The 20,111-nt window shown below is 72.7% G+C and carries 22 protein-coding genes; 8 read left to right on the forward strand and 14 right to left on the reverse strand.

The features are described from left to right. On the reverse strand, positions 1–976 hold a 976-nt coding region (locus ABD299_RS21550; protein WP_344265261.1), incomplete at its 3' end, for a serine/threonine-protein kinase. A 17-nt stretch (positions 977–993) separates the two neighbouring features. After that, positions 994–1,842, reverse strand: coding sequence for a menaquinone biosynthetic enzyme MqnA/MqnD family protein (locus tag ABD299_RS21555; RefSeq protein WP_344265264.1), 849 nt, complete (start codon positions 1,840–1,842; stop codon positions 994–996). Positions 1,843–2,076: 234 nt separating this feature from the next. Between ABD299_RS21555 and ABD299_RS21560 the strand changes: the two genes are divergently transcribed. Continuing rightward, on the forward strand, positions 2,077–2,280 hold the full coding sequence (locus ABD299_RS21560) for a cold-shock protein (RefSeq protein WP_344265267.1): 204 nt from the start codon (positions 2,077–2,079) through the stop codon (positions 2,278–2,280). A 116-nt stretch (positions 2,281–2,396) separates the two neighbouring features. On the opposite strand, the gene ABD299_RS21565 is transcribed toward ABD299_RS21560, so the two are convergent. After that, complete coding sequence (locus ABD299_RS21565) at positions 2,397–4,370, reverse strand: AMP-dependent synthetase/ligase (RefSeq protein ID WP_344265270.1); 1,974 nt, start codon at positions 4,368–4,370, stop codon at positions 2,397–2,399. A 287-nt stretch (positions 4,371–4,657) separates the two neighbouring features. Between ABD299_RS21565 and dacB the strand changes: the two genes are divergently transcribed. Then, positions 4,658–6,274 (forward strand): D-alanyl-D-alanine carboxypeptidase/D-alanyl-D-alanine endopeptidase, encoded by a 1,617-nt coding sequence (gene dacB, locus ABD299_RS21570; RefSeq protein ID WP_344265273.1) that lies wholly within the window; start codon positions 4,658–4,660, stop codon positions 6,272–6,274. Positions 6,275–6,304: 30 nt separating this feature from the next. On the opposite strand, the gene ABD299_RS21575 is transcribed toward dacB, so the two are convergent. From ABD299_RS21575 to ABD299_RS21595, 5 genes are all read right to left on the reverse strand, one after another. Then, the gene (locus ABD299_RS21575) at positions 6,305–6,616 is read right to left on the reverse strand and encodes a DUF4229 domain-containing protein (protein WP_344265276.1); all 312 of its coding nucleotides are present in this window, start codon (positions 6,614–6,616) and stop codon (positions 6,305–6,307) included. 106 nt (positions 6,617–6,722) lie between these two features. Next, entirely contained in the window at positions 6,723–7,241 is a 519-nt protein-coding gene (locus ABD299_RS21580; RefSeq protein WP_344265332.1) for a GNAT family N-acetyltransferase, read from the reverse strand. 28 nt (positions 7,242–7,269) lie between these two features. Further along, complete coding sequence (gene mqnE / locus ABD299_RS21585) at positions 7,270–8,436, reverse strand: aminofutalosine synthase MqnE (RefSeq protein WP_344265279.1); 1,167 nt, start codon at positions 8,434–8,436, stop codon at positions 7,270–7,272. 39 nt (positions 8,437–8,475) lie between these two features. Next, positions 8,476–8,937, reverse strand: a complete 462-nt coding sequence (locus ABD299_RS21590; protein WP_344265281.1) for an Lrp/AsnC family transcriptional regulator — start codon at positions 8,935–8,937, stop codon at positions 8,476–8,478. 93 nt (positions 8,938–9,030) lie between these two features. Next, a complete protein-coding gene (locus ABD299_RS21595) occupies positions 9,031–9,681 on the reverse strand; it encodes a UbiX family flavin prenyltransferase (RefSeq protein WP_344265334.1) in 651 nt (216 codons plus the stop codon). Positions 9,682–9,913: 232 nt separating this feature from the next. Here ABD299_RS21595 and ABD299_RS21600 point away from each other — a divergent pair, with 232 nt between their 5' ends. The 3 genes from ABD299_RS21600 (at position 9,914) to ABD299_RS21610 (ending at position 12,501) form a co-directional block, all read left to right on the forward strand. Further along, positions 9,914–11,113 carry a hypothetical protein gene (locus tag ABD299_RS21600; protein WP_344265284.1) on the forward strand — a complete coding sequence of 400 codons (1,200 nt, stop codon included), beginning with the start codon at positions 9,914–9,916 and terminating at the stop codon, positions 11,111–11,113. Between the two features lie 85 nt (positions 11,114–11,198). Then, positions 11,199–11,828: a rhomboid family intramembrane serine protease gene (locus tag ABD299_RS21605; RefSeq protein ID WP_344265287.1), complete on the forward strand. Its 630-nt coding sequence runs from the start codon at positions 11,199–11,201 to the stop codon at positions 11,826–11,828. Positions 11,829–11,853: 25 nt separating this feature from the next. Further along, positions 11,854–12,501 carry an O-methyltransferase gene (locus ABD299_RS21610; protein ID WP_344265290.1) on the forward strand — a complete coding sequence of 216 codons (648 nt, stop codon included), beginning with the start codon at positions 11,854–11,856 and terminating at the stop codon, positions 12,499–12,501. A 25-nt stretch (positions 12,502–12,526) separates the two neighbouring features. Here the strand turns inward: ABD299_RS21610 and ABD299_RS21615 are convergent, their stop codons facing one another. Both ABD299_RS21615 and leuE read right to left on the reverse strand, forming a co-directional pair. Further along, positions 12,527–12,916 carry a hypothetical protein gene (locus ABD299_RS21615; RefSeq protein WP_344265293.1) on the reverse strand — a complete coding sequence of 130 codons (390 nt, stop codon included), beginning with the start codon at positions 12,914–12,916 and terminating at the stop codon, positions 12,527–12,529. Positions 12,917–12,966: 50 nt separating this feature from the next. Then, positions 12,967–13,665 (reverse strand): leucine efflux protein LeuE, encoded by a 699-nt coding sequence (gene leuE / locus ABD299_RS21620; protein WP_344265296.1) that lies wholly within the window; start codon positions 13,663–13,665, stop codon positions 12,967–12,969. A 94-nt stretch (positions 13,666–13,759) separates the two neighbouring features. Here leuE and ABD299_RS21625 point away from each other — a divergent pair, with 94 nt between their 5' ends. Beyond that, positions 13,760–14,644 carry an Fpg/Nei family DNA glycosylase gene (locus tag ABD299_RS21625; RefSeq protein ID WP_344265299.1) on the forward strand — a complete coding sequence of 295 codons (885 nt, stop codon included), beginning with the start codon at positions 13,760–13,762 and terminating at the stop codon, positions 14,642–14,644. Between the two features lie 30 nt (positions 14,645–14,674). Here the strand turns inward: ABD299_RS21625 and ABD299_RS21630 are convergent, their stop codons facing one another. The 4 genes from ABD299_RS21630 to ABD299_RS21645 form a co-directional block, all read right to left on the reverse strand. Beyond that, positions 14,675–16,237, reverse strand: a complete 1,563-nt coding sequence (locus tag ABD299_RS21630) for a protein kinase domain-containing protein (RefSeq protein ID WP_344265301.1) — start codon at positions 16,235–16,237, stop codon at positions 14,675–14,677. A gap of 270 nt (positions 16,238–16,507) precedes the next feature. After that, positions 16,508–17,191, reverse strand: a complete 684-nt coding sequence (locus ABD299_RS21635) for a lysoplasmalogenase (protein WP_344265303.1) — start codon at positions 17,189–17,191, stop codon at positions 16,508–16,510. Between the two features lie 383 nt (positions 17,192–17,574). After that, the gene (locus tag ABD299_RS21640; RefSeq protein ID WP_344265305.1) at positions 17,575–18,225 is read right to left on the reverse strand and encodes a hypothetical protein; all 651 of its coding nucleotides are present in this window, start codon (positions 18,223–18,225) and stop codon (positions 17,575–17,577) included. After that, positions 18,207–18,593 (reverse strand): ATP-binding protein, encoded by a 387-nt coding sequence (locus ABD299_RS21645; protein WP_425581390.1) that lies wholly within the window; start codon positions 18,591–18,593, stop codon positions 18,207–18,209. The genes ABD299_RS21640 and ABD299_RS21645 overlap by 19 nt, the downstream gene beginning before the upstream one ends. A 320-nt stretch (positions 18,594–18,913) precedes the next feature. Between ABD299_RS21645 and ABD299_RS21650 the strand changes: the two genes are divergently transcribed. Both ABD299_RS21650 and ABD299_RS21655 read left to right on the forward strand, forming a co-directional pair. Next, a complete protein-coding gene (locus ABD299_RS21650; protein WP_344265311.1) occupies positions 18,914–19,792 on the forward strand; it encodes a helix-turn-helix domain-containing protein in 879 nt (292 codons plus the stop codon). 6 nt (positions 19,793–19,798) lie between these two features. Further along, positions 19,799–19,975, forward strand: coding sequence for a DUF397 domain-containing protein (locus ABD299_RS21655; protein WP_344265314.1), 177 nt, complete (start codon positions 19,799–19,801; stop codon positions 19,973–19,975). Positions 19,976–20,111 lie beyond the last annotated feature (136 nt).

Consider the following 20,111-nt stretch of genomic DNA (forward strand, 5'->3'; position numbering starts at 1 on the left):
CCCGCGGCGCGGCGCCGTAGGCGGGGTGCGGGGGCCCGAAGACGCCGGGCGGCCCGGCGGCGGGGTCCGTGGCGGGACCGCCCTCGGCGTCCAGCAGCCGCACCGCGCGCCGGCCGATGTCCTCGACGACGGCGGGCGGCAGCCAGCCGGCCGCGAACAGCGCGGCGGCGCCGCCCTCACCGGCCAGCTCCCGGCCCAGCTCACGCGGGGCGGGGCGGGCGGCGGGGTCCTTGTCGAGGCAGCGAGCGACCGTACCGCGCAGCCCGGCGGGCACCCGGCCGAGGTCGGGCGGCTCGTGCACCACTCGGTAGAGCAGCTGGGCCGCGCTGTCGCCGGGGAACGGCGGGCGGGCGGCGGGCGCCAGGGCGAGCACGGCACCGGCGGAGAACACGTCCGCGGCTCCGCCGACGGCACCGCCGCAGATCTGCTCGGGCGCCATGAAGCCGGGGGAGCCGACGGACACCCCGGTGGCGGTCAGCGAGGCTCCGTCGTCCGCGGCCCGGACGATGCCGAAGTCGATCAGGCGCGGCCCGTCCAGGGCGAGCAGGACGTTGGACGGCTTGACGTCGCGGTGGACCAGCCCCCGGGCGTGCACGGCGGCCAGCGCCTCCGCCAGGCCGGCGCCGAGCGCCCGGACGGTGGGCTCGGGAAGCGGCCCGTGCTCCCTCACCACCCGGTGCAGGTCCGGTCCTGCCACGTATCCGGTGGCGACCCAGGGCACTTCGGCCTCCGGCCCGGCGTCCAGCACGGCGGCGGTCCACCGGCCGCCGGTCAGCCGGGCCGCGTCGACCTCCCGGGCGAACCGGGCGCGGAAGTCCGGGTCGGCGGCCAGGTGCGGGTGGACGATCTTCACGGCGACGGTGCGGCCGCCCGCGCTGCGGCCCAGGAAGACCCGGCCCATGCCGCCGCTGCCGAGCCTGCCCAGCAGCCGGTAGGGGCCCACGCCCCGCGGGTCCTCGGCCGCCAGCGGCTGCATCGCTGTCCCCCTCCCGCTCAGGCTGCCGGCGGGGGCAGCAGTTCGACCCGGTCCCCGCCGGGCAGGCCGGCGCGGCGGGCGAACTCCTCGATACCGGCCAGCTGCCGGGGGCCCAGACCGAAGTCGAGGGTGGTGAAGTACCGCTCCAGGGTCCGGGCGTCGAAGGCCTCCCAGCGTGCCGCCTGTTCGGCGACCTTGCCGACCTCGGTGAGCGACAGGTCACGGGATTCCAGGAAGGCCCGGTGGACCTCGGCCACGGTCGCCGGCTCCCGCTCCAGGTAGGAGCGGCGGACGGCCCACAGCGCGAAGACAAACGGCAGCCCCGTCCACTCGTGCCACATCCGCCCCAGGTCGTGCACGTCGAGGCCGAGCCGGGGGGCGTCGTGCAGCGAGGCCCGCAGCGCGGCGTCGCCGATCAGCACCGCGGCGTCCGCCTCCTGCATCATCACCCCGAGGTCGGGCGGGCAGGTGTAGTAGCGGGGACTCACCCCGTAGCGGTCGGCCAGCAGCAGCCGGGCCAGCCGTACCGAGGTGCGCGAGGTCGACCCGAGCGCGACCCGGGCGCCGTCCAGGTCCTTCAGCGGGCGCTGGGAGACCAGGACGCAGGACATCACCGGCCCGTCGCAGCCCACCGCGATGTCCGGCAGCGCCACCAGCTCTCCGGCATGCCGGAGAAACTCCACCAGCGTGATGGGGCCGATGTCCAGCTCACCGTTCACGAGCTGTTCGCTCAGCCGCTCCGGCGTGTCCTTGGAGAGCTCCACGTCCAGCAGACTGCCGGTGCGGGCGAGGCCCCAGTAGAGGGGCAGACAGTTCAGGAACTGGATGTGCCCGACACGAGGGCGGGACGGGAGGTGTGCGCTCACGCTTGGCAGGGTACGCCTGATGTCGATGAGAGCCGCAGGAGAGAGACGACCCCGCCGACCGGGTGATCATTCCTCTTTCCGGCATGCTGACCGCATGCTAGGCTCGAAGCACGTTGCAGTTTGGTTTCCCTTGCAGTACGAGCCTGCGGAGCATGTAACCGCAGGCTTTCGTCATTTTCAGGCTTCTTTGCAGGTGCTGGAACAGGGCGACCCTTATAGGCCCAGGGAGGGCTTATGGCTACCGGTACCGTCAAGTGGTTCAACGCCGAAAAGGGCTTTGGTTTCATCGCCCAGGACGGCGGCGGTCCCGATGTCTTCGTCCACTACTCCGCGATCAACGCATCCGGCTTCCGCTCTCTCGAGGAGAGCCAGGCGGTGACCTTCGACGTGACCCAGGGCCCCAAGGGCCCGCAGGCGGAGAACGTCACGCCCAGCTGATCGCCCGTTTCGAGCACCACCCAAGGAGCCCCCGCCCCCGGCGGGGGCTCCTGCCTTTTCCGGCCGCGGCGCCCCTGCGGCCGGAAACCGGAACGCCCGGCTCCGGAAAGGGCCCCTCAGTCCCGGTAGAGCCGCTCCACCTCGTCCTCGAAGTCGCGCAGCACCGCCGCCCGGCGCAGTTTCATCGACGGGGTGAGATGGCCGGATTCCACGGTGAAGTCGCGGGGCAGGACGCGGAACCGGCGGATGGATTCCGCGGTCGAGACGAGGCTGTTCGCGTCGTCCACCGCACGCTGCAGGTGGCGCAGCAGTTCCGGGTCCCCGGTCAGCTCCCGCACCGGCGTGTGCGCGTGGCCGGAAATCTGCCGCCAGTGCGCCAGCCCGTCCGCGTCGAGCGTGATGAGCGCCGTCAGGTAGGGCCGGTCGTCCCCGATCACCACGCACTGGCTGACCAGCGGATGGGCGCGCAGCCAGTCCTCCAGGGGCGCCGGGGCCACGTTCTTGCCCCCCGAGGTGATGATCAGGTCCTTCTTGCGGCCGGTGATGACCAGATACCCGTCGTCGTCCAGTTCCCCCAGGTCGCCGGTGGCCAGCCAGCCCTCGGGGCCGGTCTCGGGGACGACCACGCCGCGGCCGGAGTCCCAGTAGCCGCTGAACACCTGCGGGCCGCGCAGCAGGACCTCGCCGTCGTCGGCGATGCGCACGGCCGAACCGGGCATCGGCCAGCCCACGGTGCCCAGACGCGGAGCCTGTGGCGGGGCCAGGGTGGCGGCCGCCGTGGTCTCGGTGAGCCCGTAGCCCTCGTAGACCGAGATCCCGGCGCCCTCGTAGAAGGCGCCCAGCCGGGGACCCAGCGGTGATCCGCCGCACACCACGTGCCGGACGTGGCCGCCGAGCGCGGCCCGGATGCGGCGGTAGACCAGCGGGTCGTACAGCGAGCGGGCGGCCCGCAGACCGAGACCGGGACGACCCTCCGTCCGGTGCCACGGCCGGTAGCCACCCTCCTCGCCGGTGCCGGCGGACGAGCCGCGCTGCCGGGCGGCGTGGGCGTCGCCGTACTTGCGGGCGACCCGCGCCGCCCGGTCGAAGGACCCGGCCCGGCCCATCCGCTCGGCGGTGGCCCGCGCGGTGTTGTACACCTTCTCCAGCACGTACGGTATGGCGACCAGGAAGGTCGGCCGGAAGCCGGCCAGACCCTCCAGCAGGTCGTCCGTCCGGATACTCGGCGCGTGCCCCAGCCGGACCCGGGCGCGCACGCACCCGACCGCGACCATCCGCCCGAACACATGGGCGAGCGGCAGGAACAGCAGGGTGGAGGGCGGTCCGGAGAAACGCTCCTTGAAGATCGTGTACTGCAGCTCGATGGCGTTGTCGACCTCGGCGAAGAAGTTGCCGTGGGTCAGGACACAGCCCTTGGGCATGCCGGTGGTGCCCGAGGTGTAGACAACGGTCGCCGCGGCCCCCGGGGTGAGCATCGCCCGCCGCTCGGTCACCAGCGAGTCGGGCACGCCGCGCCCCAGGCCGGAGATCTGGGGCAGCACGGTGCCCTCGCCGCCGCCGGAGACAGCGGTGAGCTGCCACACGTGCTCCAGGTCGGGCAGCTGATGGCGGATCGAGGTGACCGTCCTGGCCTCCTCCACCCCTTCCACCAGACAGGCCCGCACCCCGGCGTCCCGCAGGATCCACCCGGTCTGGTGGGCCGAGGAGCCGGGGTAGACGGGGACGGTGATGAGCCCGGCGGCCCACGCCGCGAAGTCCAGCAGGGTCCACTCGTAGCGGGTGCGGCAGATGATGCCGAGCCGGTCGCCGGGCCGCAGTCCGTGCGCGATGAGCCCCTTCGCCACCGTGTGCACCTCGGCGGCGAACTCCGCGCAGGTGACGTCCCGCCAGCTGCCGTCCGGCTGCTCACGCCCGAAGGCGACGTCGCCCGGCGCCTGCTCGGCGTTGACGAAGGGGATGTCGGCCAGGCTGCCGTGTTCCACGACGGGGGCGAGCGCGGGGACGGACACCTCGCGGACGCGCCCGCCCTCCCGGCGCAGCACGGGCAGCACGGCATGGACCGGCTGGGGGCCGGTAGGCGGTCGGGACACGGTTCCTCCCGGGCGCGGCTGAGGTGCGGAACGGGTCTTCGGCGCCGCGGACCACAGACCTGCGGTTCCGTAGGCTGCCCGCTCCGGGGCTTCCTGGCCAGCCCTTCGGCGATTCTCCCGCCGAGCCCTCGCAGCGCGGGCACACCGGCCCGCCGCGGCCCGTCGCGGCCGCCGGGGCACCCCGCGCCCGGACGGCCATGCCCCGCAAAGGAACTGACGGGGGGTCCGGTGGTGTTTTTCTGCGGCGCCCCCTTGACCGGAAGAATACTTACGCCATGCTCTGGCGCATGACCCGACGACCTCCGCTCAGACGCCTTCTCATCGCCCCGGTGACCGCCTGCCTGGCGGTCACCCTCGCCTGGAGCTCCCCCGCCGGCGCCGAGCCGTCGACGGCCGCGTTCTCCTCCGCCATCGACGAGATCCTCACCGACCCCCGGCTGGACGGTGCGCAGGCGAGCGTCCTGGTCGCCGACGCGGCCACCGGCCGGACCCTGTACGAGCACGACGCGGCCGACCGGCTGATGCCGGCCTCCAACACCAAGCTGCTGACCTCGGCGGCGGCCATGGATCTGCTCGGTCCCGACTACACCTGGACCACCGACGTGCGCACCGACGGCCGGATCCGGGGCCGTACGCTGCACGGCGATCTCTATCTGCGCGGCACCGGCGATCCGACCCTGCTGGCCGAGGACTACCGGGCGCTGGCCGGGGAGATCGCCGCCGCCGGGGTCAGGACCGTCACCGGCGACCTGGTCGCCGACGACACCCGTTTCGACGACGAACGCTTCCACTGGGGCTGGAACGTCGGCGACGAGCAGTACTACTACGGCGCGCCGGTCTCGGCGCTGACCGTCGCCCCCGACACCGACTACGACGCCGGCACCGTCCACCTCACGATCGAGCCGGGCGACGCGGTGGGCGACGCCCCCAGGGTGTCCGTCCGCCCGGACACCGGCTTCGTCACCGTCGAGAACCGGGCCACCACGGGCGAGGCGGGCTCCCCGCTGAACCTTCCGGTCGGCCGGCGGCACGGCGAGAACGTGATCACCATCGAGGGGAGCATCGCGCTGGACGCCGCTCCGTCAGGGGTGTGGCGCAGCGTCTGGGACCCCACCGGGCACGCCACCGCCGTCTTCGCCGGGGCCCTGGAGGACCACGGGGTGCGGGTGCGCGGCGGCACCCGCCTCGGGGAGGCCGTCCCGGAGGGCAGCCGGGTGCTGGCCGCGCACGAGTCGATGACTGCGGCCGAGCTGCTGACGCCCTTCATGAAGCTGTCCAACAACGGCCATGCCGAGGTCCTGGTCAAGACGATCGGTTACGAGACGTCCGGCGAGGGCAGCTGGCCGGCGGGGATCGCGGCGGTCAACGGGTCCGTGGCCTCGCTCGGCATGGATCCCGGCACCTACGTGCTGGCCGACGGCTCCGGCCTGACCCGGCGGAACTGGGTTCCGGCGAAGGAGTTCGCGGCGCTGCTGACCGCGGTGCGGGGCGAGGAGTGGTTCGACGTGTGGCTGGAGGCGCTTCCGGTGGCCTGCGAGCCGGACCGGTTCACCGGCGGCACGCTGCGCAGCCGGATGTGCGGCACGGCCGCCGAGGGCAACGCGCGGGCCAAGACCGGCACGCTGACCGGCGCCACCGGGCTGTCCGGCTACGTCACCGGCGCCGACGGCCGGGAGCTGGTCTTCTCCGTCGTGCTCAACTACCACCTGGGGGCGGCGCCCAAGGACATCGAGGACCGCATCGTGGTGGCCCTGGCCTCCTCGGGCGAGGACGCCCCCGAAGCGGCGGGATCCGCCCCGGGGCCGGACCGGCGGGCGCCGGAGCACGGCGGCCGGACGGCGGACGGGTCCGCGGCACCCGCGGAGGAGGCGGAGTGCTCCTGGCTCAAGCCGGCCCGGTGCTGACAGGCCGCTGACGCCCGCCGCCCGCCGCGGTCACTGCTGTGCGCGGGCGGCGTCGTCGGCCGCGTCCTCCATGGAGCGGTTCTCGTTCAGCTTCCGCCGGGCGCGGTCCACGCCGCCGACGATCTGCGCCGACATCGCGTCGCGCTGCCGCCGGAGCACCACGTAGCTGAGCGGGGCGGACACCACGATGGCCAGCACCATGATCCACAGGATGTGCGACTCCCCGATTCCGGCGGGGACGAGTCCGAAGCGGGACAGCGCCGCCAGCACGACGAAACAGGCGGCGAAGATCCCCAGCCGCATGCCGGTGTAGCGGAGCGTCGCGAGCTTGTCAGCGGTCACAGCGGGTCTCTCATCCTTGGCCTCGGGTGCGGGGGGGGCGTCCGGTACCCGACCGGACGCCTTCCACGCTAGTACAGGCCGCCGCGGCCCGGGACACGCGCCCGCCTCAGCTCAGCGGCAGCCACATCACGACGTCGTCGCGGTAGTCGTCCTCGGCGACCCGGATGGCGCGCGGCACGCGGCCGACCTCCTGGTAGCCGCACGAGGCGTAGAAGCGCTCCAGGCCCATCCCGCCGCGGCAGGTGAGCCGGATCGCCTCGATGCCGGGCATCTCCCGGGCCATCGCCTCGGCCACGCCCATCAGTTCCCGGCCCGCTCCCCCGCCCTGCCGGGCGGGGTGCAGCATCACCGTGTAGAGCCACAGCCAGTGCCGCATGAGCCGGTGCGAGTTGAGCCGGAAGAACGCCGTGCCGACGGTGCGGCCGTGCTCGTCGTAGCCGACGAGCAGCCGCGCCCGGTCCTCGGCGAGCGCGGCGAGATGGTCCTCCAGCACGGGCCGGACGTCGGCCTCGGTCACCGGGGGCACGAATCCGACCGCGCCTCCGGCGTTGGTGACCTGGGCCCACAGGCCGGCCAGTTCGTCCCTCAGCTCCGCCGTGATCACCGGGTTGCGGACGAACCGCATGTAGCGCGTGTCCCGCACCGCCGGCCTCTCACACCCTCATCGGCTGCGGGGACTCACGGCGGTCCGGGTCCGGGCCGTCGTACTCCCGCAGGATCTCGTAGCGGGTGTTGCGCTCCACCGGCCGGAAGCCCGCGTCCCGGATCAGCTCCAGCAGGTCCTCGCGGGTCAGCTTGTCCGGGGTGCCGAAGGAGTCGGCATCGTGGGTGATCTTGTACTCGACGACCGAGCCGTCCATGTCGTCCGCGCCGTGCTGGAGCGCGAGCTGAGCGGTCTGCACACCGTGCATCACCCAGAAGACCTTGACGTGCGGCACGTTGTCGAACAGCAGCCGGGACACCGCGAAGGTCTTGAGCGCCTCGGCTCCGGAGGCCATGGTGGTGCGGGCCTGGAGCCGGTTGCGGATCTTGCCGTCCTTCATGTCCACGAAGTCGTGCTGGTAGCGCAGCGGGATGAAGACCTGGAAACCGCCGGTCTCGTCCTGCAGCTCGCGCAGCCGCAGCACGTGGTCCACCCGGTGGCGGGGCTCCTCGATGTGCCCGTACAGCATGGTGCACGGGGTCTTCAGTCCCTTGCTGTGCGCCAGCCGGTGGATGCGGGACCAGTCCTCCCAGTGCGTGGCGTGGTCCACGATGTGCTGCCGGACCTCCCAGTCGAAGATCTCCGCGCCGCCGCCGGTCAGCGATTCCAGTCCGGCGTCGATCAGCTCGTCGAGGATCTCCGAGGCGCTCAGGCCCGAGATGGTCTCGAAGTGGTGGATCTCGGTGGCGGTGAAGGCCTTGAGCTGCACGGTGTCCGGCAGCGCCTCCTTCAGCGCGCTGAGCGAGCGCGGGTAGTAGCGCCAGGGCAGCGTGGGGTGGAGGCCGTTGACGATGTGCAGTTCGGTGAGGTTCTCGCCCTCCATCGCCTTGGCGAGCCGCACCGCCTCCTCGATCCGCATGGTGTACGCGTCCTTCTCCCCCGGCTTGCGCTGGAAGGAGCAGTAGGCGCACGAGGCCGTGCAGACGTTGGTCATGTTGAGATGACGGTTGACGTTGAAGTAGACGACGTCGCCGTTCTTCCGGGTGCGCACCTCGTGTGCCAGTCCACCCAGCCAGGCGAGGTCGTCGGACGCGTAGAGCGCGATCCCGTCCTCACGGGTCAGCCGCTCCCCGGCCCGGACCTTCTCCTCCAGCTCGCGCTTGAGCCCAGAGTCCATGCGACGCGCCTCCTCCACCTCGTGTGCGCTCCCACGAGCCTACGCCCGCAGGTCCTCCGGAAGCTCTCCGACCCGGTTCTCCCATTTTGTGGAGAGCACGATCGTGGTCCGGGTGCGGGAGACCCCCTTGGTGCCCGACAGCCTGCGGATGGTCCGTTCCAGACCGTCCACGTCGCTCGCGCGGACCTTGAGCATGAAGGAGTCCTCGCCGGCGATGAACCAGCAGTCCTCGATCTCCATCAGGTCCTTCAGCCGGCCCGCCACGTCCTCGTGGTCGACGGAGTCGGACAGCTGGATGCCGATCAGCGCGGTCACGCCGAGCCCCAGGGTGCGCGCGTCGACGGTCGCCCGGTAGCCGGTGATGACGCCGGCCGCCTCCAGCCGGTTGATCCGGTCGGTGACGCTGGGGCCGGACAGTCCCACCAGCCGTCCGAGTTCCGCGTAGGAGGCCCGGCCGTTCTCCCGCAGCTCCTGGATGAGCTGCCTGTCCACCGCGTCCATGATCGCTGTGCCTTCCGATAGTCCGGCCCTGCCCCGTCTGCTGCACGTAAGAATCTAAGGCATACGGGGCGGGCGACCTGCGAGTGGGCGGCTTCAGCGGGTGGCGCCCCCCAGTTCACCCTTCCAGCGGCGGTAGAGGCCGTGCGGCACCCCGGCGGCGTCCAGGACCCGGCCGGCGACGAAGTCCACGAGGTCCTGGATGTGCGTGGCTCCGGCATAGAAGGCCGGCGAGGCGGGCAGCACCACCGCCCCGGCCTCGTCCAGGGTCACCAGGTGGCGCAGGGTCTGCCCGTTCAGCGGTGTCTCACGGACGGCGACGACCAGCGGGCGCCGCTCCTTGAGCGTGACGCTCGCCGCGCGCTGGAGCAGGTCCTTGGAGAGGCCGAGGGCTACTCCGGCGACTGCCGCCGTGGACGCCGGCACGATGATCATGCCCCGGGCGGGGTAGGAGCCGGAGGACGGTCCGGCGGCCAGGTCCCCCGCGGACCAGTGGTGGACGCCCTCGGTGTCCGGTGCGAAGGCGTCCGGCGTGCCGTCCGCGCCCCGGGCCAGCCAGCGGCGCAGGTCCTCCCTCCAGTGGCCGTCACGGAACGCGATCCCCGTCTCGTCCAGCAGCGTGAGCCGGGAGGCGCGGCTCACCACCAGATCCACCGCTTCACCCGCCTCCAGCAGCGCCCGGAGCACGGCGGCGGCGTAGGGAGTGCCGGACGCGCCCGACACTCCGACGATCCATGGGCGTCGCATCTCGCTCTCCGTCACCTCACCGACCCTAACGGGAACGGCGCGGCAACGGCCGCCTTACCGGATGGTGACGGCTTCGTCACACCGGCCCGCCCGGGCCCCCCGCGGCGGGCCCGGAGGGAAGACTGGGGACAGGAGGCCGCAGCGACCACGGGAGGCGGCCGCGACGGCAGCGGATGCGCGAGAAGGACACCGCCGTGCGGCGGCCCTCCGCGGTGACGTGTGGAGAGATACCGTGAGCCCGTTCCCCCACACCAGGAGTGACATCATCGCCCTCACGCTCAAGAGGATGGTCGCCCCGGTCTGCGCCGTCCTGCTCGTGCTTCCCCTCGCGTCCTGCCAGGTCGCCCGGTCCGCCGGCTCGGGCCTGCAGGTCCGCGACGCCGTCCACCAGCTGCTGTCGCGCGACGCGGTCTCCGTGGACGCGACGCTCGGCGCCTCCCCCGAGGAGGTGCACGACTACCTGCTGCGCTCCGCCGCACGCCACGGCGGCCCGGAGCCCGACCCGGCCGCCGCCCGGCTGCTGGCCGGGCTGGAGCTGACGGCGGTGGTCGGCGCCCCTTCGGGCAGTACCCCGATGCGGGACGTGTCCCGGACCGATCCGCTGGACAGTGCCCTGTCGCTCGGGTTCGGGGGGAAGGACGCGGTCGGGGTGAAGATCATCGACGGCCGCACCTACCTCAGGATCGGCGCCGAGACGCTCGTCCAGGACGCCCGCGGCGGCGACGAGGCCGAGATCTCCGCTGCCCGGCGCTTCATGCGGCGCGCCTCCGAGCTGCCGCCCTCCCTGCGGACGGCGAGCCGTGCCCTGCAGGGCAGCTGGGTGGAGGTAGACCAGCGGCGGCTGACCGCCTACGCGCGGGCCGTGGAGCGCGGCACCGGCATGGCACCCGGCCCGGCCACGGACGTGGCCGCCGCGCTGCGGAACGGCCTGGCCATGCTCGACCCGCAGGAACAGTGGGCGCTGGTGGACCGCCTCGGCGCGGGCCTTCGGTCCGGGGTGTCGGTGCGCCGTGCCGCCCCCGAACACGGCGCCGACATCTACCTGGTGGAGCTCACCGCCGGGCATGCCCGGGAGGCACTCGGCCCGCTGCTGGACCTGCTGGAGCAGGAGAGCGAACGGTTCGGCCTGCCGCCGGTCGTGGAGGACCCGGCCGACCCCGGGCAGCGGGTGGTCGCCGAGCTGGAGGTCCGCAACGGGCTGCTGACCCACGCCTCCTTCGACCTCGGCCAGTTCGCCGGGCCGGACGGAGGCACCCTGCCCCTCGAGCTGGGCCTGACCGGCGGCACGGCGATCTCCCTGGCCCCTCCGGCGACGGAGGGCACTCTCGTCCCCGAGGACATCACCGTGGCGCTGATGTACCTGGACGTCCTGGAGCGGCAGCGGGCCGAGAACCCCGGACGCGCCAACATCCCCGGCCCGCTGCAGCCGTGACCTCCGCGGCGCCTCCCCCCCTTACGCTGGGGCCAACGGGGTACACGCCACGTGATCCGGCAGGCGACGGGCCGTAAGGAGCAGCATGGGGAACGGGGTCTCGCGGCGCGGGCGGGCGGCGGCCGCGGCGCTGCTGATGCTCGGCTGGGTCGGGCTGCTGTGGGCCCTGGAGGCGGCCGACGGGACGAACGGGCCGCTGGTGCGGGAGTACGGCATACAGCCGCGCGACACCGGTGAGCTGCTGCACATCTATCCCGCGGCGTTCCTGCACTTCGGCTTCAACCACCTGTCCGCGAACACCCTCCCGCTGCTGATCTTCGGCTTCCTCGCCGCGCTGCGCGGCATCGGCCGCTTCCTCGCCGTCTGCTTCGTGATCATCACGGTGTCCGGGCTGGGGATCTGGCTGTTCGCCTGGGAGAACACCAACACGGCCGGGGCCTCGGGGGTGGTCTTCGGTCTCTTCGGATACCTGCTGGCCCGCGGCTTCGTGGAGAAGGACGCCCTGGACATCACGGTCGGGATCACGGTGTTCCTGCTGTACGGCTCGATCCTGTGGGGGGTGCTGCCCACCAATCCGGGAATCTCCTGGCAGGGGCATCTCTTCGGGCTCATCGGCGGCGTACTGGCGGCCTACTGGCTGCGCCGCGGCGCGGGGCCGCGGGTACCGGGGCGGCGGACCGGCACGACCGGCCCGCCGCCGGGGCACCCGGGCTGACAGTCCCCGAGCCTAGAGTCGGGCCATGGACATCACCGACCCCGTGATCAACGAATACGTCCTCGCGCACGCCACCCCCGCGGACCCGGTGCTGCGGGAGCTGGCCGAGGAGACGGCCCGCTCGCTGCCCGGCGAGGCCGGCATGCAGATCTCGCACGACGAGGGTGCGCTGCTCACCATGCTCACCCGGCTGACCGGCGCCCGGCAGGCGGTGGAGATCGGCACCTTCACCGGGTATTCGGCGATCTGCATCGCCCGCGGCCTGGCCCCGGGGGGCCGCCTGCTGGCGTGCGACGTCAGCGAGGAGTGGACGTCGGTGGCCCGCCGCTACTGGGAGCGCGCCGGGGTCTCCGGGAGCATCGACCTGCGGATCGCGCCCGCCGCCGACACGCTGCGGGCGCTGCCGCGCGAGGAGACCGTCGACTTCGCCTTCATCGACGCCGACAAGACGGGCTACCCGGTCTACTACGAGGAGCTGGTGAGCCGGCTGCGGCCCGGCGGCCTGATCGTCCTGGACAACGTCCTCCAGAAGGGCCGGGTCACCGACCCCTCCGCCGAGGGCGACTCGGTGCGGACCGTGCGGGCGCTCAACGACGCGATCACCGCCGACGACCGGGTGGACACGGTGATGCTGCCGGTGCGGGACGGCGTCACCCTGGTCCGCAAGCGGTAGTCGGCGCCGGGCGGCTCGCGGCGCCTCAGACGGCGGGCGGGCCGTCCTCGTCGGTCAGCTCCTCGGCATAGATCTGCGAGAGCGGCTGCGGTCCGACGTACTGCCGGCAGCCGCATGCCCCCGGGGAATACCCCGTCGGCCTGCGGTCCGCGTCCCAGCCGGTGGGCACCCGCACCGTCGCGTGGCAGCGCCCGGACTTCCGGTCGTGCAGGGCCAGATGGTGCCCGCACCCGCAGACCGGCTCGGGGGGACGCCTGGCCTCCTCCAGCCGCCGGGTCCGCCGCTCCTCGGCGCGCAGCTCCTCCATGCGCCGCTCATGACGGTTCTGCTGGGCGGCCCGGGCAGTGTCGACGAGCCAGACACCACCGCCGCACACCAGCATGATCAGGGCGATCCAGAACCACAGCAACGACACCGCGCCACCTCCCGCCGGGGCAGGGCTTCAGGTGCCGAGGGTACGCGCGGTCAGGCGCCGCTCGCCAGGAACAGCTTGCCGGCGAAGCCCAGGAAGGCGGTGCCCGCCACCGCAGAGGCACCGGCCCGCAGCCGGCGGCGGCTGCGCAGCGCCGATGCCAGCCGGGCTCCGCTGAGGATCAGCAGGGACAGGTAGGTGATGCTGAACAGCTGGACCCACAGCCCCAGGGCCAGGAACGACAGCGCGGGGTGCGGGTAGGCCGGGTCGACGAACTGCACGAAGAACGAGACGAAGAACAAGATCGCCTTGGGGTTGAGCAGGCTGGCCACCAGCGCCCTGCGGAAGGGGCGCTCCTCCCCTCGCCGTGGCGCGGCCGCTGGCTCCTCCGGCCGCGCGCCGGACTCCACGGCGGCCCGCTCCCGCACCGCCGCTTCCCGCTCGGCCCGGTGGCGCCAGGTGCCCCAGGCCGCGCGCAGCAGCCCGATCGCCAACCAGGTCAGGTAGCCGGCGCCCAGGACCTTCAGCACCGAGAACGCCACCGGACTGGCCCGCAGCAGCGAGGCCACCCCGCCCGCGGAGAGGATCATGAGCACCGCGTCCCCGCACAGCACCCCGCCGGCCGCCCGGTAGCCCGAGCGGACACCCCGGCGCGCGGCCACGGAGAGCACGTAGAGCGAATTCGGCCCCGGCAGCAGAATGATCAGGGCCAGACCCACCAGGTAGGTGGGCAGGTCGGTGATTCCCAGCATGAGGAGAAGATGACACATCCGGGGCCGCCTTCCCCAGCCCGTTCTGCTGTCCGGACACCTGCGGGCCGGGCGACGGGGACCTACGCTGGAGGGCATGCCGGAGTTGCCGGAGGTCGAAGCGCTCAGGGAGTTCCTGGCCGGCCGCCTGGCCGGGCGGACGGTGGACAGTGTCCTCCCGGTCTCCTTCCACGTGCTGAAGACCTACGACATCCCGCTCGACGCCCTGCGGGGGCGCGCGGTGACGGCGGTGGAGCGGCACGGCAAGTTTCTCGACCTGGTGTTCGGCGGCCCCGGCGGCGACGGGCCCGCGCACCTGGTCGTCCATCTCGCCCGGGCCGGCTGGCTGCGCTGGCACGACCACCTGCCCGCGGCGCCTCCGCGCCCGGGAAAGGGCCCCCTCGCCCTGCGGGTCACGCTGGCCGGGCCGGACCGGGCGGGCTTCGACCTCACCGAGGCGGGCACCCACAAGCGGCTGGCCGTGTACTGCGTGCCCGGCCCCGGCCGGGTCCCCGGCATCGCCCGGCTCGGCCCCGACCCCCTGGCGGCGGACTTCACCGAGGAGGCGTTCGCGGGGCTGCTTGCCGGGGAACGACGGCAGATCAAAGGGGTACTGCGCGACCAGAGCGTGCTCGCCGGCATCGGCAACGCCTACTCCGACGAGATCCTGCACGCGGCCCGGATGTCCCCCTTCAAGCAGGCCGCACGGCTGACGGAGGCGGAGACCGCCACGCTGTACCGGGCGACGGCGGACACGCTGCGCTCGGCGCTGGAGCGTTCCCGCGGGCAGGCCGCCGGGACGCTGAAGCGGGAGAAGAGGAGCGGACTGCGGGTGCACGGGCGTGCCGGCGAGCCGTGCCCGGTGTGCGGGGACACCATCCGCGAGGTGTCGTTCAGCGACTCCTCGCTGCAGTACTGCCCGCGCTGCCAGACGGGCGGCAGGATCCTCGCCGACCGCCGGATGTCCCGGCTGCTGAAGTGACGACCGGGACGGACGCGAGCGCGGCGCCCGTCAGGCGCCCGCCTCGACGTCCTCCGCCTCGGCCTCGGCGTCGCCGCGCACATTGACCCCGTGCTCCTCGGCGATCTGGGCGAGCCCGCCGGCGAACCCGCGGCTGATGGCGTGGAAGCCCCAGCCACCCTGGCCGTCCCGGTACAGCTCTCCCATCGTGAGCCCGGTGCTGTGCTGCGGGCCCCGCGGAAAACCGAAGCACAGCAGTTCGGAGCCGCCGGCCGTGTCGTTCAGCCGGATGTGCAGCCCCTCCACCATGGACAGGTCGTGTCCCCTGGCCTCCGCGTCATGGATGGACAGCGCGAAGACGATCCGGTCGACCTCTTCCTCCAGCAGTTCCGGGGTGATCCCGAACCTGCCGTCGTCGCCGTCCGGTTCCTCCAGCCACACGCTGCGGTCGCCCGGGTCCAGGTTGTTGTAGAAGACGAAGTGCCGGTCCGACAGCACCGCACCGCCGGCGTCGACCAGCAGCGCGCTGGCGTCCACGTCCGGGCGCTCCTCCTCGTCCGCGTCCTGCGGCACCTCCCAGTCGAGGACGACCTTCAGGCCTTCCGCGCCGGCGTCCGGCGACAGGTCCGCCAGCCGCATCCGCTGGCCGGAGGCCATCGGCATGCCCCCTCCGCTGCACAGCGAGCAGCTGGCGAAGTGGACGGCCCGCGGGTCCACCCGGGTCGGCTGGTACTCCTCCGCCCCGGCCACCTCGGCGGCCGGGATCTGCGGGGCCCGCGTCGACAGGTCCCGCAGCACCTCCGCCACCTCGGCGGCGCTTCCGGGACGGTCCTCGGGGTCCTTCCGCAGCAGCGCCAGGATCAGCTCGTCCCACTCCTCGGGCAGCTCGCCGCGCAGCGAGCTCGGCGGATCGGCGTCCCGCTCCATCTGCTGCCGCATCAGGGAGTACAGGGAGCCGGAGTGGAACGGCGGGCGTCCGGTGGCCAGGGCGTACAGCATGCAGCCCAGGGCGTACAGGTCGCTGCCGGGGCCGTAGCTGCCCGCCTCGATCTGCTCGGGCGACATGTACGCGGGCGTGCCGACCACCACTCCGGTGGAGGTGAGCCGCATGTGGTCGGCCGATTCCGCCAGCACCGCGGCGATGCCGAAGTCCAGCACCCTCGCCAGGCCGTCCGGCTCCACCATGACGTTGGCGGGCTTGAGATCCCGGTGGATCACCCCCGCCTCGTGCGCCACCAGCAGCGCGCGGCAGATCTGTTCACCCCAGCGCGCCACCTCGGCCAGCGGCGGCAGTTCGTCGGCGAGGATCTGCTCCAGGGAGCGGCCCTGCAGCCGTTCCATCACCAGATACAGCACCTTGTGGCCGTCGATCACCGCCTCGCCGACGTCGTGCACGGTGACGATGAACGGGCTGGACAGCCCTGCCAGGAGTTTCGCCTCCCGCTCGAAGCGCTCCTGGGCTCTCGGGTCGCGGGTCACCATGGCGCCGCCAAGGATCTTGACGGCGACCAGCCGCTCCAGGCGGAGGTCCTCGGCCTCCCAGACGGTGCCCATCCCGCCCTCGCCGAGCAACTGCCCGATCCGGTACCGGCCGTCCAGCACCTGTTCTTCCATCTACCGCACCCCCTGCACGCGCATGTTCCCGATACGGTAGCCGTCCGCGCCGCCGCCCGGCCGACCGCCTTCCGCACCGCTCACTGTGCGTCCCCGCCGGGGCCCCGGGGAAGAGGGCGGCCGACACCGCAACACGTTTGTGCAACTACGGCACCCGTCGGCTCCGGCCGGGCCGCCGGAACCACGCCCCAGGGCGCCCCTACTGCCCGACTCACCTGCTGCGGAAAGCAGTTCGCCGCGGCGGGCCGGCGGCGGCCGTGCCGGAGCGGGTCAGCCCACCGCTTCCGCGGGACGGCCGGCCCTCCGGTCGTCCTGGACGGCCGCGGCCCGGCGCAGCAGACCGTCAGCCAGCAGGTACTGGGCCGCCACGTAGGTGAGCATGACCCAGAAACCGTGCGCGGGCAGCAGCTGCCACTCGGCCATCCTGACGGCTATGAGGGTGTCGGACAGCAGGAACAGCGCACCGCCGATGCCCGCCCGCCATCCGGCCCCGGCCGCCGCGAAGCAGGCCATGACGGCCAGCAGCAGGCTGTAGCCGGCCACCGGGATACGCAGCGGCGCGTCGAGGTCCGGCCACAGGGCCGCCACCGTGACCGCGGTCACCACGGCGTAGCCGCCGACGAACAGCGCGGTCCGGCGGGCATCGAAGGAGCCGAACCGGCGGAAGAGCATCAGGTAGCAGAGGTGACCGATGCCGAACGACGCCATGCCGAAAAGGAAGAGGGTGTCGTTGCCGGTCTGCAGCAGGACGTCACCACCCCAGCCGAACAGCAGCGCCACCAGCAGCAGCCGGGGCCCGCGGCAGACGAACACCCAGGCGGCAAGGGCGGGCATGAGCAGCGGCTTGGTCAGTTGCTGCAGCAGTTCGACGCCGGCCAGGTGACCGGCGAGGTGGAGCACGGCGACCGCCACGAAGGCCAGCTGGACGCGGCGGGCGTGCGGGGAGGCGGTCATCGGAGTGCCTGCGGTGCGTTGATGGGAAGCTCCTGGGGTGTCGTCGGCGGAGGTCTTCGCCGGAGCCGGTGGCCCGCGGGCGTTCCCGCCGCACGGACGCGCGGGCCGCCGGTGGCCCGCGTCCGTCGCGGCACGACACCGGGCCGGTTCGGTTTCACCGCACCCTAGAAGCTGGCATCGTCGCTGACTAGATGCTGTTACCCACCGGTATGGAATCGCCGCCGACGGCTGCCGCCCCCCGGCCGCCCGGAACGCGGCATCCGGCCCGCCGGGCCCGCCCGCCGGCGGAGCCGCCTTCACCCAACGGCCCCACTGCGGCCGGAACTCGCAGCCCCGCGCGGACCGGGTCCGCTGCCCGCGGAGTCGGGGCTGTCTCCTCGCGGTCACGCCGGGCCCGGGGGCGCGCCGTATCGGGGAAACCGGGAGGTGTCGACGCGGCAGCGGAACGGGCCGGACAGCGATATCCGTTCGCCGTACCCGCCGGACACGGCGTGCCGGTAGCCGCCGCCCCCGTCCGGCCCGGCGAGCGAGTGCCAGGTGCCGAGCGAGGGGTCGATCACCAGCAGGCGGGCGACACCCGCGGCGGCGTACCGGGCCCGCACTCCCGGGCCGGTGCCGCGGTCGCCCGTGTCCGGGAGGACCACGGCCGCCCACATCACCGCCCGCGGGTGCAGCAGCGACTCGTCGGAGTCCAGGAATCCGGACGGGCAGACCACCAGGTCCGGCACCAGTCCGTGCGGGGCCCGGTGGCCCGCCGGAGGGCGCGGTACCTCGACGGCGGCGGACTGGACGATCGTGAGCCCGGGCGGCAGCACGGGCCGGATCCGGCGCTCCAGGCAGCCCACGATGCCCAGTTGCTTGCCGCGCCGGCCCGGCGTACCCCCGGCCGGGAGGCCGCCGGGCTGCCCGACCGTGTCCCGGCCGCCGGGCTGGATACCGGGCTGGATGTCGATGCGCACGCCGGTCGCCCGCTGGATCAGCCGCGCGGCGGCCCGCAGGTGCGGGGCCCCCAGGGTCAGGCGGCGAGCGCGCACGGCCCGCTCCCCAGACGGAACCAGACGGTCTTGCCCGGCCCCGGCCCGTGGTGGCAGACGCCCCAGTCCTTCGCGTACAGACTGATCAGCGGCAGGCCGCGGCCGTGCTCCTCCTCCGCCGGGGGAAGACCGGCAGAGGACGCGGGGATGCCCGGTGCCGTGTCGTGCACCAGCACGCGCACGGCGTCCTCCACGGGAGCCCACGCGGCGTACAACCCGACAGGCCCCGGGCGCAGGCTGCCCGATGAGGCGACCACGGCGTTGGTGACCAGTTCGGACGTGAGCAGAACAGCGGTGTCGACGAGGTCCGACAGCCCCGGCAGGGCAGGGCCGAGCGCCGTGCGAACGGCGTCCCGTGCACCGCGCACCCATTGCGGAACCGGCGGGAAAGTGAGGGCGAAATCAGCGCCTGCGGGCGAGTTGAGTGGGGGGACGGGGCACACGGCGATCTCCTTACTGATGCCCCCGGATCGGCCGCCGCCACCGGCATCGGCCCCGCACCACGGAAGGCATCAAAAGCACTGCTGGGCAGGGCACTTCGAAAGGAAGCCAACCGGGGGTGGATGTTGGCCATGACGCTAGAGCCGAGCAATCCATAAATGCAACCAGGAACAGATATGTCACCTGAATGAGTGATCTACGGGCGAACCGGTGGCGGTCCGGGCCTCCACAGGGCCGGACTGGACACATGGGACTACGCGCCAACCCCAGCCAGCGTCAGCGCCGACTGGGCCACGAACTGCGAAAGCTGCGCGAAGCGGCCGGATTGACCACCGCCGAGGCAGGACGCCGGGTCGGCATCGGCCAAGCGCATGTGAGCCATATCGAGGCGGGCAGGACGGCCTGCCCGGAACCCCGCCTGCACGCCCTCACGGAAGCGTACGAGTGTCTGAATGAACCTCTTGTCACCGCACTCGCGGAGATGGCCGGTGCCAGCGGGAAAGGATGGTGGACCGAGTTCCGCGACATCCTCGACGACCGCGCCCGCGACCTCGCGGAGCTCGAGGAGTCGGCCGCCGCCTTCCAGACATTCGAGTGGATGTACGTGCCCGGACTGCTCCAGACCCCGGACTACATGCGGGACCTGTTCCGCAATCGGTCTCCGCGCCCCAGTGAGGACCTGATCGACCGGTACATCGACTTCCGTCTGCACCGCCAGCAGACCTTGATGCGGGAGCCGCCCCCGGCATTCCACGCCGTCATCCACGAAGCTGCCTTCCACATGCATTTCGTCAAGCGGAGCACGATGCGGCACCAACTGCTGCACCTCCTGGAGCTGTCCCAGTTCGACAACGTCACGATCCAGCTCCTGCCGTTCAAGGCAGAGGGCTGCCCCGCCGCAACCGGCGTCCCCTTCACGATCCTCACCCCGAAGGCCGTGGAACTGCGCACCGTCTACGCCGAGCAGCCGATCACGCCAATCTTCCTCGTCGACCGGACAGATGTTGATCAGTTCATGTCGGACTTCGACAGGGTGCGTACTGTTGCCCTGGCTCCACTCGATCCCTCCGAGTCCCACGAGAAGAGTTCGCTGGGACTGGTCCAGCATCTGCGGTACGTGTTGTGAGGAAGCATGTCGAACCTTCAGTGGCAGAAGTCCAGCTTCAGCAGCAGCGATCCGAACCAGACCTGCCTCGAAGCAGCCACTGACCCCTCAGGCCGCCTGTACTTCCGGGAGAGCGAGGACCCCGAGACCGTCCTCACCACCACCCCGGCCCGCTTGGCCGCCCTCCTGCACAGTCTCCGCTGACCACCCCGGCCACCGTTGCCCCCTGCGGGACCGGACGTAAGCGATGAGCGGGGTCGCTGCGCCCATGCGCCCGGTGTGCGCCACACGTCCTCCCGTGACCGGCCCGGCCGCGTGCCACCGGACGGACCTCCCGCAC

The organism is Streptomyces sodiiphilus (genome assembly GCF_039529215.1).
GTDB lineage: Bacteria > Actinomycetota > Actinomycetes > Streptomycetales > Streptomycetaceae > Streptomyces > Streptomyces sodiiphilus.